The 15,318-nt window shown below is 66.7% G+C and carries 13 protein-coding genes; 8 read left to right on the forward strand and 5 right to left on the reverse strand.

Going from position 1 to position 15,318, the window contains the following annotated elements:
• Positions 1–30: 30 nt before the first annotated feature.
• The 5 genes from AB4112_RS11545 to AB4112_RS11565 all read left to right on the forward strand — a co-directional run bounded on the left by AB4112_RS11545 (position 31) and on the right by AB4112_RS11565 (position 5,375).
• Positions 31–984 carry an AEC family transporter gene (locus tag AB4112_RS11545; RefSeq protein ID WP_441719656.1) on the forward strand — a complete coding sequence of 318 codons (954 nt, stop codon included), beginning with the start codon at positions 31–33 and terminating at the stop codon, positions 982–984.
• Positions 985–1,099: 115 nt separating this feature from the next.
• Positions 1,100–2,362, forward strand: coding sequence for a glucose-1-phosphate adenylyltransferase (glgC, locus tag AB4112_RS11550; protein WP_441719658.1), 1,263 nt, complete (start codon positions 1,100–1,102; stop codon positions 2,360–2,362).
• Positions 2,363–2,588: 226 nt separating this feature from the next.
• On the forward strand, positions 2,589–4,058 hold the full coding sequence (glgA, locus tag AB4112_RS11555) for a glycogen synthase GlgA (RefSeq protein ID WP_441719661.1): 1,470 nt from the start codon (positions 2,589–2,591) through the stop codon (positions 4,056–4,058).
• Entirely contained in the window at positions 4,055–4,819 is a 765-nt protein-coding gene (locus AB4112_RS11560; RefSeq protein ID WP_441719664.1) for an alpha/beta hydrolase family protein, read from the forward strand. Before glgA ends, AB4112_RS11560 begins: the two co-directional genes overlap by 4 nt.
• A gap of 79 nt (positions 4,820–4,898) precedes the next feature.
• Positions 4,899–5,375 carry a YxiG-like protein gene (locus AB4112_RS11565; protein WP_441719667.1) on the forward strand — a complete coding sequence of 159 codons (477 nt, stop codon included), beginning with the start codon at positions 4,899–4,901 and terminating at the stop codon, positions 5,373–5,375.
• 30 nt (positions 5,376–5,405) lie between these two features.
• On the opposite strand, the gene AB4112_RS11570 is transcribed toward AB4112_RS11565, so the two are convergent.
• The 3 genes from AB4112_RS11570 to AB4112_RS11580 all read right to left on the reverse strand — a co-directional run bounded on the left by AB4112_RS11570 (position 5,406) and on the right by AB4112_RS11580 (position 9,542).
• Positions 5,406–5,645: a type II toxin-antitoxin system Phd/YefM family antitoxin gene (locus AB4112_RS11570; RefSeq protein ID WP_441719670.1), complete on the reverse strand. Its 240-nt coding sequence runs from the start codon at positions 5,643–5,645 to the stop codon at positions 5,406–5,408.
• On the reverse strand, positions 5,642–8,428 hold the full coding sequence (locus tag AB4112_RS11575; RefSeq protein ID WP_441719673.1) for an ATP-dependent DNA helicase: 2,787 nt from the start codon (positions 8,426–8,428) through the stop codon (positions 5,642–5,644). Before AB4112_RS11575 ends, AB4112_RS11570 begins: the two co-directional genes overlap by 4 nt.
• Before the next feature lie 217 nt (positions 8,429–8,645).
• Positions 8,646–9,542, reverse strand: a complete 897-nt coding sequence (locus AB4112_RS11580; RefSeq protein WP_441719676.1) for a fructose bisphosphate aldolase — start codon at positions 9,540–9,542, stop codon at positions 8,646–8,648.
• A gap of 205 nt (positions 9,543–9,747) precedes the next feature.
• On the opposite strand from AB4112_RS11580, the gene AB4112_RS11585 reads away from it, so the two are divergent.
• The 3 genes from AB4112_RS11585 to AB4112_RS11595 all read left to right on the forward strand — a co-directional run bounded on the left by AB4112_RS11585 (position 9,748) and on the right by AB4112_RS11595 (position 13,437).
• Positions 9,748–11,358 (forward strand): ABC transporter substrate-binding protein, encoded by a 1,611-nt coding sequence (locus AB4112_RS11585; RefSeq protein WP_441719679.1) that lies wholly within the window; start codon positions 9,748–9,750, stop codon positions 11,356–11,358.
• Positions 11,359–11,443: 85 nt separating this feature from the next.
• Complete coding sequence (locus tag AB4112_RS11590; protein WP_441719682.1) at positions 11,444–12,223, forward strand: hypothetical protein; 780 nt, start codon at positions 11,444–11,446, stop codon at positions 12,221–12,223.
• On the forward strand, positions 12,220–13,437 hold the full coding sequence (locus AB4112_RS11595; protein ID WP_441719685.1) for a helix-turn-helix domain-containing protein: 1,218 nt from the start codon (positions 12,220–12,222) through the stop codon (positions 13,435–13,437). Before AB4112_RS11590 ends, AB4112_RS11595 begins: the two co-directional genes overlap by 4 nt.
• 206 nt (positions 13,438–13,643) lie before the next feature.
• Here AB4112_RS11595 and AB4112_RS11600 read toward each other — a convergent pair whose 3' ends face one another.
• Positions 13,644–14,585, reverse strand: coding sequence for a hypothetical protein (locus AB4112_RS11600; protein ID WP_441719688.1), 942 nt, complete (start codon positions 14,583–14,585; stop codon positions 13,644–13,646).
• Complete coding sequence (locus AB4112_RS11605; protein WP_441719691.1) at positions 14,582–15,175, reverse strand: DUF6932 family protein; 594 nt, start codon at positions 15,173–15,175, stop codon at positions 14,582–14,584. Before AB4112_RS11605 ends, AB4112_RS11600 begins: the two co-directional genes overlap by 4 nt.
• Positions 15,176–15,318 lie beyond the last annotated feature (143 nt).

Genomic DNA, 15,318 nt, shown 5'->3' on the forward strand with positions numbered 1-15,318 from the left:
CGCCCGGGACGGGCATGGCATGACGGGGCCATGCAGGCGGTCATCGATGTCGCGTTGCCGGTCTTCGGCATCATCTTCCTCGGCTTCTTCGTCGGGCGCATCCGGCTGCTCGGCCGCAGCCAGTCCGCGGCGCTGAACGCCTTCGTCTACTGGATCGCGCTGCCGGCGCTGCTGTTCCTGGCGATGGCGCGGACGCCGGTGCAGCACATCCTGAACCTCAACTTCGTCGGCGCCTTCCTCGGCGGCGTCCTGGCGGTCTGGCTGATCGGCTCGGTGCTCGGCGCCCTGCTGCACCGCGCCGATGCCGGCGAGGCCACGATGCAGGGCATGAATGCCGGCTTCTCCAACACCGGCTACATGGGCATCCCGCTGTTCGTCGCCGCCTTCGGCCCGACCCGCGGCCTGCCGCCGGCCTCGCTGGCCACCGTGATCATGAGCGTGGTCTGCGTCGGCATCGCCGTGGTCTCGCTCGAACTCACCGGCAGCAGCGGCCGCGGCATCCTGCGCGCGCTGCGCGACGTGCTGGTGGCGCTGTTGAAGAACCCGCTGGTGGTGGCGCCGGTGCTCGGCGTCGGCTGGTCCTGGGCGGGGCTGTCGGTGCCGGCCCCGGCGGTCACCATGCTGTCCCTGCTGGGCGGCGCCGCCAGCCCCTGCGCGCTGTTCGCCATCGGCCTGTTCATGGCCGGGCAGGCGCTGCGCACCGGGCTGGGCGAGGTCGGCTGGATCACCGTGCTCAAGCTGCTGTGGCAGCCGCTGATCACCTGGGGCCTGGCCGCGACCGTGTTCCCGATGGACCCGTTCTGGACCGCCAGCGCCGTGATCCTCGCCGCCCTGCCGACCGGGGCGCTGACCTTCGTCGTCGCCCAGCGCTACGGCGTCTATGTCGAGCGCACCTCGGCGGTGATCCTGGTCAACACCGTGGTCTCGGTGCTGACCCTGTCGCTGCTGCTGGCGATCTATGCGCCCCAGTTCCCGCCCGGCTGACGGCACTCCCCAAAACTTGCACGATAATTAGCGAAGTTTGACGCGACGGGACGGTGCGGGATCGCAAATCCTGATGTTACTCTCCGGGAAATAGTGTGGAACCGGGAGGTCCCAGATGCGCGACGAAGGTCCGATCCGCCAGCTTCCGAAGCGCACCATCGCCCTGGTCCTGGCCGGGGGGCGGGGCAGCCGGCTGAAGCAGCTGACCGACCGAAGGGCCAAGCCCGCGGTCTATTTCGGCGGCAAGTTCCGGATCATCGACTTCGCCCTGTCGAACTGCATCAATTCCGGCATCCGCCGCATCTACGTGCTGACCCAGTACAAGTCGCACAGCCTGCTGCGCCACCTGCAGCGCGGCTGGGGCTATCTCCGCGCCGAGATGCATGAGTTCGTCGACCTGCTGCCGGCGCAGCAGCGGGTGGACGAGGCAATGTGGTACCGCGGCACCGCCGATGCGGTCTGGCAGAACCTCGACATCTTCGAGGCCGAGGGGCCGGACCATGTGCTGATCCTGGCCGGCGACCATGTCTACAAGATGGACTACGCCGCGATGATCGAAGACCACGTCCGCACCGGCGCGGATGTGACGGTCGGCTGCGTCGAGGTTCCGCGCATGGAGGCGACGGCCTTCGGCGTGATGCATGTCAACGACCAGTGGCGGGTCACCAGCTTCCTGGAGAAGCCGGCCGATCCGCCGCCGATGCCGGGCCGGCCGGACATCGCCCTGGCCAGCATGGGCATCTATGTCTTCAGCATGCGCTTCCTGGCCGAACAGCTGCGCCGCGACGCCGCCGACCCGGCCTCGGAGCACGACTTCGGCAAGAACATCGTGCCCTTCCTGGTCGATTCGGCCCATGTCCGGGCGCACCGCTTCTCGGAAAGCGCGATCCCGAACCCCAGCTACGCCGAACCCTATTGGCGCGACGTCGGCACCATCGACGCCTACTGGGCCGCCAACATGGACCTGACCACGGTAACCCCGGCGCTCGACCTCTACGACCGGGACTGGCCGATCCACACCTATCAGGAGCAGCTGCCGCCGGCGAAGTTCGTGTTCGAGGACGGGGCCCGGGTCGGCAAGGCGGTGAACAGCACCGTCTCCGGCGGCTGCGTCGTCTCCGGCTCGACCGTCCGCCAGTCGGTGCTGTTCTCGAAGGTGCGGGTCAACTCCTTCGCCAAGCTGCACGAGGCGGTGGTGCTGCCGGAATGCGACATCGGCCGCCACGCCCGGCTGACCCGGGTGGTGATCGACCACGGCGTCCGCATCCCGGAAGGGCTGGTGGTGGGCGAGGACCCCGAGGCCGATGCCCGCCGCTTCCACCGCAGCGAGACCGGCGTCGTCCTGATCACCCAGCCGATGATCGACGCGCTGGAGTGAGGGGGCGGAGCCTGAACCGCTCCTGTGGCGGACGGCAGGGCTCTTTCGGAATCGCCAAAGTCGTCATTGCGAGCGCAGCGAAGCAATTCATCGTGCCGTTCGCACTGGCCCCATGGATTGCTTCGTCGGCTTCGCCTCCTCGCAATGACGATCGGGGCCGGATATCCTGCGGAGGCCCCGCCTCCGCGGGGATGACACTCCTTCCTGAAGCGAGAGCCTGACCCCCATGAAGGTCCTGCACGCGGTGTCGGAGATCTATCCGCTGGTCAAGACCGGCGGCCTCGCCGATGTGGCCGCGGCGCTGCCGCCGGCGCTGGCGGTGGCCGGGGTCGCGGCGCGGCCGCTGGTGCCGGCCTATCCGGCGATGCTGGATGCGGCACAGGGCGCCGAGACGGTGCTGCAGGATGCCGACCTGTTCGGCGGCGGGCCGGCGCGGCTGCTGCTGGCCCGGGTCGACGGCATCGCCGTGCCGACCTACCTGCTCGACTGCCCCGGCCTGTTCGCCCGGCCGGGCAACCCCTATCTCGGCCCCGACCGGCTGGACTGGCCGGACAATCACCGCCGCTTCGCCGCGCTGGGCTGGGCGGCCGCCCGGCTCGGCCTCGGCGCCGACCCGCGCTGGCGGCCCGACATCGTGCACGGCCATGATTGGCAGGCCGGACTCGCCCCGGCCTATCTTTCGTTCTGGGCCGGCGCCGCCCAGTCGGACATCCGGCGGCCGCGCACCGTCACCACCATCCACAACATCGGCTTTCCCGGCTGGTTTCCGGCGACGGCGGCGGCGGAGCTCGGCCTGCCGCCGGAGAGCCTGTCGATCCAGGGGCTGGAGTATTTCGGCGGCGTCGGTTTCCTCAAGGCCGGCCTCTACTACGCCGACCGCATCACCACGGTCAGCCGCACCTATGCGCGCGAGATCCAGACGGCAGAGTACGGCTATGCCCTGGCGGGCTTGCTCGCCAGCCGCGCCGCGGATCTGGTCGGCATCGTCAACGGCGCCGACTACGCCATCTGGGACCCGCGGCGCGACCTGCACCTGCCGCAGCCCTACGGGCCGGACGACCTCGACGGCAAGGCCGCGTCGAAGGCGGCGCTGCTGGCCGAATTCGGCCTGCCTGCGGATGACGGCGCGCCGCTGTTCGCCATGGTCAGCCGGCTGACCGGGCAGAAGGGCTGCGACCTGCTGCTCGACGCCCTGCCGGCGCTGGTTGCGGCCGGCGGGCGGCTGGTGCTGCTCGGCTCCGGCGACGCCGAGCTCGAGGCCGGGTTCCAGGTCGCCGCCGCGGCGCATCCCGGCCACGTCGCCGTCCGCATCGGCTATGACGAGGGGTTGTCGCACCTGCTGCAGGCCGGGGCCGACGTGCTGCTGGTGCCGTCGCGCACCGAACCCTGCGGCCTGACCCAGATCTACGCCCTGCGCTACGGCACGCTGCCGCTGGTGCGCCGCACCGGCGGGCTGGCCGACACCGTGGTCAACGCCACCCACGACGCCATCCTCGAGGACCGCGCCACCGGCTTCAGCTTCGACGACCCGACCGCCGTGGCCCTGGCCGGCACGCTCAGCTGGGTCTGCGGCCTGTGGCGCGACCAGGGGCTTTGGCGCCAGCTGCAGCGCCGCGCCATGGCCCAGGATTTCAGCTGGGAGCGCGCGGCGGTCGACTATGTCGCGCTGTACCGCGAGCTGCTGGCCACGGCATGAGCGAAGAGAGCGGAACCATCGCGGCGGCCGACGGCACGCCGGTCGCCTGGCGCCGCCGCGCGGGTGCCGGGGACGGCCGGCCCGGGCTGGTGTTCTGCGGCGGCTTCCGCTCGGCCATGGCGGGCGAGAAGGCGACCTTCCTCGACGGCTTCGCGGCCGACCGCGGCCTGGCCTTCCTGCGCTTCGACTACCGCGGCCACGGCATCTCCGGCGGCGTGTTCCCGGACCTGGTGCTGGGCGACTGGATCGCCGACGCGCTGGCGGCGGTCGACACGTTGACGGCGGGGCCGCAGATCCTGGTCGGGTCGTCGATGGGCGCCTGGGTGGCGACCTGTGCGGCGGTCGCCCGGCCGGACCGCATCGCGGGGCTGGTCGGCATCGCCGCGGCGCCCGACTTCACCGAGGATCTGATGCTGCCGGCGCTGGGCGAGATGGGGCTGGCGCGGATGCGCCGCGACGGCTTCATTGACCGGCCCTCGGCCTATGGTGACGGCCCCTACCGCATCACCTGGCGGCTGATCCAGGAGGCGCGGTCCCACCTGCTGCTGCGCGGCCCGGTGGCCTTCGCCGGTCCGACGCGGCTGCTGCACGGCCTGGCCGACCCCGACGTGCCCTGGCGCCAGAGCCTGCGCCTGACCGAGGCGCTGGCCGGCGCCGATGTGCGCCTGACCCTGGTCAAGGACGGCGACCACCGCCTGTCCCGGCCGCAGGACCTGGCGCTGCTGGGGCAGGCGGTGGAGCAGGTGGTGGAGCTATATTAGGTCGAGGGCCGCAGCCGTTGCGGCAATGATGGCATCGTCCTTCGCATGCTATGAAACAACATCAGCATGGAGGTTGGTTGTGGAGAACCCGGTCGCCAGTCTTTTGCGAGCTACGCTCTCCGCATTGGACTTCGCTGTGTTGCGGCACGGCTTTGCTCCGCACGGCAGAGACTACGTCTTCTTGATCCAAGATGGATTGGGTTCGCACGAACTCACTCTTACTCACGTGGTTCATTTCCGTTACGAAACACGCGTGAGAGATGCGGTATGGCTTCAATCATGGTCGGACGAATTTTTGAACTATGAAGTCTGGCGCTCGGCGGGAGAGCCCGATGGCTATATCTGGGGTACCGAATGGTCTCTCGCCTATCCGGGAATCTCCCTGCCGACTACGTCCGAAGAAGCAGAAGAGTGGTCCCGTCGCCTGCATCGCCCGATGCATCCCTTCCTGATCGAGACAGATCGCTTCCTGATCAATCTGGTGTTCAGTGATGTTCATTTCGTGAAGCAGTCGAATGACACCTCGCTCATTCAGCGAGTCATCATCCCGGGCTGAAACCAATCGGCAACCGTATGAGCCTTGGTTTCACAGGTCAGCGACGCGGGGCGGCGGATTCATTCGTTCAAACTCGATATCGACCTTGGGCATCGCCAACAGGTGGTCGACGAAGGTCAGGCTTGGCTTGCGCAGCTTCTGGTACTCGGCCTCGGCGATCACGACCACGGCGGGTCGGCCACACCGGGTGATATGTTGCGGGCCTTCCGTCAGCGCTTTCTCCACAACCTCGATGAATCGATTCTTGGCATCCTGCAATTGCCAGTTCATCCGCGGCTCCCGTCGAGATGAGAGATGCTGGCCACTGGTGCAACCGCCAGGAACTCCCGGGTGATCGCCACCGCCTCGGCCAGGCCGATGCGCTGGACTTCGACGCCGGGCGGGAAGGCGCTGCACAGGCGGGTCGGCATCATCGGGTCCAAGAGCACGAAGACGCCGCGGTCGTCGGCCCGGCGCACCAGACGGCCGAAGGCCTGCTTCAGCCGGAACCGGGTCTGCATGTCGCTCCAGCGCTGCTTGCCGAAATGCACGCCGCGGGCACGGGACAGGATGTCGGGCCGCGGCCAGGGCACCCGGTCGAACACCATCAGCCGCAGGGCGCGGCCGGGCACGTCGACGCCGTCGCGCACCGCATCGGTGCCCAGCAGGCAGGCGTCGGTCTCGCCGCGGAAGATGTCGACCAGCGTGCCGACATCCATGCCGTCGAGGTGCTGGGCGTAGAGCGGCAGGCCCGCCGCCTGCAGCGCCGGGGCCAGGGCGTGGTGCACCGCGCGCAGCCGGGTGACGGCGGTGAACAGCCCCAGTGCGCCGCCGCCCGCCGCCAGGAACAGCTCGCGATAGGCGGCGCCGACCTGTTCCAAATCGTCCTTGCGAACGTCGCGCACGATCAGCACGCGGGTCAGGGCGGGGTAGTCGAAGGGCGAGGGCACCTGGGCGCGGATCGCCGGCCGGGCGAGGTGGCCGGCGCCGGTGCGGTCCTCCGCCGCGCGCCAGTCGTCCGGCTGGTCGCCGACGCCGTCGGTCAGGGTGGCGGAGGTGACGACCACGCCATGCGCCTGCCGCACCAGCGCATCGACGAAGGGCCGGGTGGGGTCGACATGGTGGCGGTAGAAGCCGAAATCGACCTCGCGGCCCTCGATCCGCTCGATCCCGAACCAGTCGACCAGCCAGGGCGGCGTCGGCTCGCTCAGGGATGTCAGCATGCCGCGCCAGCCGCCGATCTCCATCTTCGCCCGCCGCTCCAGCGACCGGGCGGAGGCGTCGAGCCGCTGGCGCTGGTTGGGGTCGAGCGACCCGGCCTCGTCGTCCAGCCGGTCGCGGAAGGCCTTCGCCAGCGCCTGCAGCGGCGCCTGCAGCTCGGCCAGGGCGACGTCCAGCGCCAGGGCGGCGTCGACCAGCCCCTCGACCGGCTCGGCGGTGTCGCATTCCAGGCTGTAGGGCCCGTCGGCGCCCTGGGTGCGGGCATAGACCTGGGCGCGGGCCAGGGCCAGGAACTGCTCGGCCGGGCCGCGCGGCGATTCGTCATGGATGCGCCGGCCCCAGCCCGGGCCGGGCAGGGCGCGGGCGGCGCGCTCGATGTCGTCCAGCGTGACCAGCGACTCCTCGCCCGGCAGCAGGTCCTCGACCCGGCGGCGCAGGCCGCGGCCGCGGCTGGCGCGGCGCCCGCCCTCCTCATGCCCCACCAGCCAGCGGCGCAGGTCGGTGGCCTCCAGCCCGGTGAGGTGGCCGGCGAAGGCCGAATCGGCCGCCTCGAACAGGTGGTGGCCTTCGTCGAAGACATAGCGGCTGGGCGCGTCGCGGTCGTCGGCGCCGCCCAGCGCCGCCTGGATCATCACCAGCGCGTGGTTGGCGATCACGATCTGCGCCTTGCGCGCCCGGCGGATGCCGCGCTCGATGAAGCAGCGGGTGTAGTGGGCGCAGCCGGAATGGATGCATTCGCCGCGGCGGTCGGCCAGGCCCAGGCTGTTGGGCCGGCCGATGATGTCGGCCAGCCAGCCCGGGAAATCGCCGCCGGTCAGGTCGCCGTCGCGGGTCGCCGCCGCCCAGCGCGCCATCAGCCCCAGCGGCACCGCGTCGCGCGGGTTCAGCGACAGGCCGCGCACCGCATCCTCGTAGTTGAGCAGGCAGAGGTAGTTCTCGCGCCCCTTGCGCAGCACCACCTGGCGGGCCTTGAGGATGGGGTCCGGGAACAGCCGGTCCATCTCGCCGTCGATCTGGTGCTGCAGGTTGCGGGTGTAGGTCGAGACCCAGACCGGGGCGCCGTTCTTCTGGGCCCAGACCGTGGCGGGGGCGAGGTAGCCGAGCGTCTTGCCGGTGCCGGTGCCGGCCTGGGCCAGCACCACGGTGGGATCGTCCGGCGCCGGGCGCGGGGCGAAGGCGGCGCTGACCGCGCTGGCGTAGTCGCCCTGCTGCGGCCGCGCCTCGGCGCCCTCGCCCAGCATCTGCGCCAACCGGGCGCGGGCCTCGCGCGGGTCGACCCCGTGCTGCGACGGCGGCGGGTTCGGCGGCTCGGCCTCCCATTCCGGCAGATGGGCCCAGACCTGGTAGGCGCCGCGCTTGCGGTGGTCGTCGACCGCCACGCGCATCCCCAGCGCGGCCAGGACATAGGGCGCCCAGCTCCAGCCGGCCTCGCCCATCCGGGTGGCCAGCCCGGCCGGGTCGCTGCGCTCGTCCGGCGTGGGCACGCCGAGGCCGCGCAGCAGCGTCTCGGCGATGCGGGGCAGGGCGATGGCCTGGTCTTCCAGCGTCGTCGGCACCGCCAGGCCCAGCGCCTCGGCCAGGCCGCGCGGCGTCGGGCGGCAGAAGCGGCCGGGCCGGGCGAAGGCGAACAGCTCCAAGAGGTCGAAGGCGCCCAGCACGTCCATGCCGCAGCGCCGGCCGATGGCGCGGGCGTGGCACAGCAGCAGCGGCGGCCCGTCGACCCGGCGGCGCAGCTCCGCCGGGGTCAGGACGGCCAGCTCGCCGTCGGCGGTCAGCAGCACGCCGCCCTCGGGCGCCAGCACCAACGGCTCGGCATCCGGCAGCATCAGGGACAAGGCGGGGGGCGCGATCATGCGCGCACTATAGGGACCCGCGGCGCCGGAACCAGCCCCGACGATGCCCGTTGGTCACGAATTGTTCTGGTCTGCTTCGAATCGCCTTGGCATCGCCTCTTCCGCCGCTCCTGTTCGCGTCATCCCCGCGGAAGCGGGGATCTCGTCACGGCCATGCCGGCAAGAGATTCCCGCTTTCGCGGGAATGACGATCGGGCATTGGAGAGGCGACGCAGCCTCACACCTTCTTGGTCGAGGCCTGGTAGATCTCGCCGATCGCCTCGGCCAGGGCGGCGTTGAACTCGGCCTCGGTCATCGACTGGCGCAGGTCGCCGATCAGGGCGCGGGAGAAGCTGGCGATCATGCCGTGGTTGGCGACCAGCCGGCGGCAGGCGTCGGCGCGGGTGTAGCCGCCCGACAGCGCCACCACCCGCAGCACCCGGTCATGGGTGATCAGGGGCGCGTAGAAATCCGGCTCCTCCGGGATGGTCAGCTTCAGCATCACCTGCCGGCCCGCCGGCAGCGCGTCGAGCTGCTTCAGGATCTCCGCCCGCAGGATGGTCTCCGCACCCTTCTTGTCCGGGCTCTTGATCAGCACCTCGGGCTCGAGGATCGGCATCAGTCCGTGGGCGGCGATCTGCGCCCCCAGCTCGAACTGCTGCGCCACCAGGGCTGCGATGCCGGCCGGCGACGGCAGGTTGGCGACCGAGCGCGCCTTGGTGCCGTAGACGCCGAGTTTCTTCGCGCGGTCCAAGAGCGCGTCGAGCCCCGGGATCGGCTTCAGCAGGCTGACGCCGTCGGCCTCGGGCTGCAGCCCCTTGTCGACCTTGAGGAACGGCACCACGCCGCGGTCCTGCCACAGGAAGTCCGGCACCGCCTTGCCCCCGGCCTGGCCGTCCATGGTGGCCTCGAACAGGATGGCGGCGATCACCTTGTCGCCGGTGAAGGCCGGGGCGGTCATGATCCGCACCCGCATCTCGTGCATCAGCCGGAACATCTCGGCGTCGCCGCTGTAGGCGGTATCGGGGATGCCGTAGAGGCGCAGGGCGCCCGGGGTGGACCCGCCGCTCTGGTCCAGCGCGGCGATGAAGCCGGCCTTCCCGTGGATCTGCGCCGCCATCTCGTCATGGGCCATGATCGTCATCCCTGCTGCACCCGGGCCCCGGGCGGGAAGCGCGCGCCGCCTCGACCGCCGGCCCTCTGCACCGAGTATTGCCACGGGGGCGGCGACCGGCGCAACGCTCGCGCGGCCTCTTCAGGCCCTCTTGGGGGGTGGCCTGGCCACCTTGCCCGCCGCCGCCACTCCGATAGACTGCGGCATCCGTTGACGAGGTGTCGCCATGTCCGCCCGGTTCCCGCTGTCCCGTCGTGCCCTCCTGTCCGGCGTCAGCGCCGCCGCGGCGCTGGCGGTGCTGCGCCCGGTCCCCGGCCGGGCGGCGGACCCGGTGAAGGGCGGCACCCTGACCGTCGCGGCCGACACCGAGCCGCGCAACCTCAACCCGGCGATCGTCGCCTCCAATGGCGTGTTCTACGTCGCCAGCAAGGTGGTCGAGCCGCTGGCCGAGATGGCCTATGACGGAAAGCTGACCCCGCTGCTGGCCACCGGCTGGACCGGCAGCCCCGACGGCCGCTCCATCACCTTCACCCTGCGCGACGGCGTCACCTGGCACGACGGCAAGCCCTTCACCGCGGCCGACGTCGCCTGGTCCGCCACCGAGGTCTGGAGCAAGAAGCAGAATCTCGGCCGCGTGCTGTTCAAGGACCTCGATTCGGTCGACACGCCGGACGACCGCACCGCCATCTTCCGCTTCAAACAGCCGACCCCGCTGCAGCTGATCGAGAACGCGCTGCCGGCGGTGACCGCGGTGCTGCCCAAGCATCTGTTCGACGGCACCGATATCGACAAGAACCCGCACAACGAGCAGCTGATCGGCACCGGCCCGTTCCTGTACAAGGAGCACAAGCCGGGCGAATACTACCTGCTGGAGCGGAACCCCCATTACTGGGGCGAGAACGAGCCCTATCTCGACCGCATCGTCTACCGGGTGCTGCCGGACCGCGGCGCCATCGCCGCGGCGCATGAGGCGGGGGAGATCCAGCTCTCCGCCTTCTCCGCCGTGCCGCTGGAGGAGCTGGAGCGGCTGAAGGCGCTGCCGGACCTGGCGGTGGTGCGCAAGGGCTATGAGGGCATCACCTACCAGCTGACGGTCGAGGTCAACCACCGCCGCAAGGAGCTGGCGGATGTGCGCGTCCGCCGCGCCATCGCCCATGCCATCGACCAGGGCTATGTCGTCGACACCATCTTCCGCGGCTTCGCGGCGGCGTCGACCGGGCCGGTGCCGAAGACCGGGGTGCCGTTCTACACCGCCGATGTCGCGACCTATGCCTTCGACCCGAAGCAGGCCGAGGCGCTGCTGGACGAGGCCGGCTATCCCCGCCAGGGCGGCGGCGCCCGCTTCGCCATCCGCCTGCTGCCGGCGCCGTGGTTCGAGCAGACCCGCCAGATGGGCGACTATCTGCGCCAGGCGCTGCAGGCGGTGGGCATCGACGCCACGCTGGTGGGCCATGACGACGCGGCGCACATCAAGGCGGTGTACACCGACCATGATTTCGACTTGGCGATCGGCTCGCCGGTCTACCGCAACGACCCGGCGATCTCGACCACCATCCTGTACCGCGGCGGGCTGCCGGCCGGGGTGCCCTTCGCCAACCAGTACGGCTATGACGACGCGGAGATGAACGCGCTGATCGACAAGGCGGCGGTGGAGCTGGACCCGGCGAAGCGGATCGCGCTGTACCGGCAGTTCCAGGGCCGCGCGGCCGACCAGCTGCCGCTGATCGTGGCGGCGGAGTTCACCTTCATCACCGTGGCCAGCCGCAAGCTGCACAATGTGGCGACCAATCCGCGATGGGCGACGTCTTCGTGGGCGGATACTTGGTTGGAGGGGTAGGGGGGCGCCGGACCAGGAGCGGAGGTGCGGTCTAGCGTCAAGAGCCCCTTTATCAGCCAGACAATCCTTCGGATATGCGGTGCGAATGCCAACACACTTTACTTTTTCGATCATTTTCGACATCATGCTTGGAGGGCAGCACGGCAGAGGTGGCGCAGTGTTTCTGGGCGATCGCTTGCGGGAGATCGTGACGCACGATCTCGATCCGGAATTCGTTGAAACCCTGGCCATCGCGATGCCATGGGAGTACTGCCGCCTCTACGAAGAGCTGGCGGAGCATCCTGGTTTATCCGATGACGTTCGGAACGAGGAGTTCGGACGGCGGCGCGCGATGGCCGCGCTCAAGGCTCTGACGTACGCCTGCGCCAAGCACGGTGTCCCGTATAATTTCCGACGTCTGGACTGTAACGGCCAGAATAAGATCTTGGTTAAGATGGGGCGCCTCGTAATCATACAGGAGCCGATGATTGATATTTTGGATAGTCCGAGAAATTCCGACTATAAATGCGAACTTTCGGATTACTATGGCTTAATTAGGCAGCTTGAGCTCGATCTAGGCGATCAGCCGCTTAGGATTCATGACTGGTCTGGGTCCGTTTTGGCCGTTCTTTTGCATGGAGTTGTGGGCCCGAGATTTGAGCGCGAGCACAAGGCTCTCGGTGGGTTGATGTTAGGTATCCCGGATGCTGCCTACGCGCATTGGGAAGTACGTGTTGACCTGATGCAGATCGCGCACTTCGGTGCTGGCCGCGACACTCATGGTGGGCAGCGCAGTCGCCCTGACGGAACGGCTTCACAGCGTCAGGTCGATAAGGTGAACGTCACACTTAAGAGGAAGAGCCGGAAAAGAGGAACGGGCGAATGACTGTCGGCGTACAGACATTCAGCGGCGAGCGGCTCAAGGAGGCCCGACTGGCTCGTGGTTTGACCAAAAAGTCGCTTGCTGACATGATTGGTATCTCTGGCACTGCGATCACGCGGTACGAGGACGGGATCGACAAGCCTCAAAGAGAGAAACTGTCGGCGCTTGCCCACAAGCTCAATTTCCCTCCTGAGTTCTTCCTGAACGCCGAGTGGCCGGAGGCTTTGGACTTGGTTTTTTGGCGCAGCCGCTCTTCGGAGACGAAGAGCGCGCGTGAAATGACCGAGCAGAGGATGAAGTGGCTTTGCGAGCTTTTTGCATTCTTGGAGGGCGATGTTGATTTTCCCAAAATGGACCTTCCTGACATTGAGGTTCCGGAAGATTTTCGCTTAATCACTCCTGAAGTGATCGAAAGAGTTGCGGAAGAAGTCCGCAGATATTGGGGCTTTCGCAATCAGCCGATACCCGACATCGCGCTTGCACTGGAGAATTCTGGCATTCCTGTTGTCAATTTGACAATCGAGTCTGATAAACAGGATGGCTTTTGCTTCTTTTCAAGTCGACTGAAGAGAAGCTTTGTCGGAATTAACATTTACAATGTGAGCGCTTGCCGAGCGCGCTTCGATGCTTGCCATGAGCTTGGGCACATCCTATTGCATCGTAGAGTCACGCCTCAGCAAGCTAGGGACGCCGCTCTCCATAAGTTGATTGAGCAGCAAGCGCATCGATTTGCTGGAGCATTGCTTTTTCCTAGAAATTCCTTCCTGGCCGAGGTTGGAATGCCATCTTTGGACTATTTTAGCGCGCTTAAGAAGAGATGGGGTATTTCGATCGCTGCCATGATCTTTCGTGCGCGCGATTTGGATCTAATTGATGACTACGAGAAGACTGTTCTCTATCAGAATATGACCCGAAGGCGTTGGCGCGGGCCACTGCGCGAACCCTTCGACGATCCGTCAGAAATGCCGGTGGAGCGGCCGAGAATGCTGCGCCGTGGCGTGGAAGCAATTCTGGATGGAAATGTGCTCAGTCGGTCCGCAATGAAATCCGCGCTCGGTTTGCCTCAGCGAGAAATCGAGCAAATAGCGGGTTTGCCCGAAGGCTACCTTAATGAGTCCAGCATAGTCGAACTTGCGGTATTGAAGCGGGATCGCAGCCTGAAAGCTGTCGATCTAGAGAGCGGAAATGTTTTAGAGTTCCCTCGACGAAAATATTGATTGAACAATCTTTTACTAAGCGCCGCGTGAGGGCTCCCAGATTGGGAGCTCTCACGCGTTTAATACCAGCTATGCCGAAATATTGTCGCGTTCGCAGAAATACGGTGACAGTGCATGAATTTGATGTAGCTCTGGCGAAGATGAGAAAGTCACAAAAGTGCGCCGTCACCGTAATCGAATGATGCGACCGACTTGGAGCTGTTCGATTAGCTTGGATCGACTGACTCTAACGCCAGCAGAGTGAAGCTCTCCCGCACGATTGCACCGTTGCGGAGGACTCGCTTCACATGCGTCCGCGCTGACGCATCAACGTTCACAAGGTCGCGGTTAAAGCGGAGGAGCTGGTCTGCCGATAGAGTGCGATCGACCTTGCCCCGGATGGTCCCTCGATCGCTCCCGGTTCGGAATTCAAATTGGTGCGCGTCCGGGAGGACGCCGGAAAGCTGGCCAGGGATTATCTCCTCGGAATCCTCGACGGTGGTGGAAGTTGCGCGTTCCGCAGCGCGGGCGACCGCGTCGGGACCGAAACTTTTGTCCCGCTCACCGGCAACGAGTCGTAGAGTGGCGCCGCCCTGCCGCATCAGGTCAAAGAACTCTCGCGCGGTCCCCAGCACCCGTTGATCGATCGTCTCAACAGCAGTCTGGAATTGCTCTTCGTCGGGCTCGCCGAACGCGTCGAGCAAGCGCGTCGTTTCCTCGACTGCCGCCTTTAGCGGCGTCTCGATAATCTGCTGTTGTGATTGAACTTCCTCCAAGAGGAAACCGAACGAACCCCGAACGATGTTGGTGATGTGCAGTGTCGATGCGCCTTTGTTGGGCACGATTCCACGCTGGCCGAGGCTGCCCGCCTCATGTGCTAGCACCTTGGCAACCAAATCCTGGAACATGCTAACTGCCGCGCCGCCAAATTCGCTCTCAATGCCGCGCGCTCCAATGACTGGTCGCCCGCCGAAGAAGAGTGCAGCGGACGCTGTAGGTTCATCCCGAGTCTGGTCAAGTTCTGCCACCGTGCGCCGCAACTCCTCAAGCCGCGATTCCAGACCGAAACGGGTCATCACATCTTCGTCACTGAGTTGCGCGAGGAGGCTCGTCACGGCGGCGATATCGGCGTGAGCGAAGTCGCGCTCTAGCTTCCGAAGGCTGCTCATGGATTTGCTCCTTGTGTCGACGCGGCGGTAACTGGCTCGGGGCCGAGCGCGGTAAGTGCGGCGTGATCGTCCGCGACATCATCGAGTCTTACCTGCAGCATCCCCTTCCAGAGATCATCCCCACGGCGGTGGGAAAAAAGGCCCAGGAAGTACCGCGTCGAGTTTACAAGTGCTTCCGGCGACCCGTCGAGGTCGATCAGGAAAGCGTCAAGGCTGAATTCAGCCTTGACCAGGGGACGGCTAAACAAATTCAGGTTAGCGTGCATGATCATTTCAAGCTGAGCAGGGGTACTAATACCTTCTGGGCGATAAAGAAAGCTTACCACGTCCAAGTCCCTTGGGTCTTTGTTTTCGACGAAGCTGCCATCGAGCCATTGAAATCCACGGTTGAACCCAATTGCTCGGAGGGCATCTCTGTGTCGAAGCCAGCCCCGAAGGATGGACTTCCGAGAGCCGGTAAGTGCAAATGTCAATGCCACTTCAAGCGCAGTCGCCACATAGGGCGACATATCCTCGGCTGCCCCGCCAGGACCATCCGGACCGACATAGGGCGGCAACACCCCGTCGATTGTGAAAGGCGGTATCGGCATCAGGTCTCTTGACGTCAGATGTGCCAGTACCGTCCGAGGATTCGTTCTTTGTCAATGCCTCATCGCGTTGCAAATCTACAGGGCCCGGATCGGGGTGGTCGCCTTCGGATCGACTGCGGTCATCATCGCCTATGAGCGCACGG

This window comes from Inquilinus sp. 2KB_23, from assembly GCF_052115705.1.
Lineage (GTDB): Bacteria > Pseudomonadota > Alphaproteobacteria > DSM-16000 > Inquilinaceae > Inquilinus > Inquilinus ginsengisoli_A.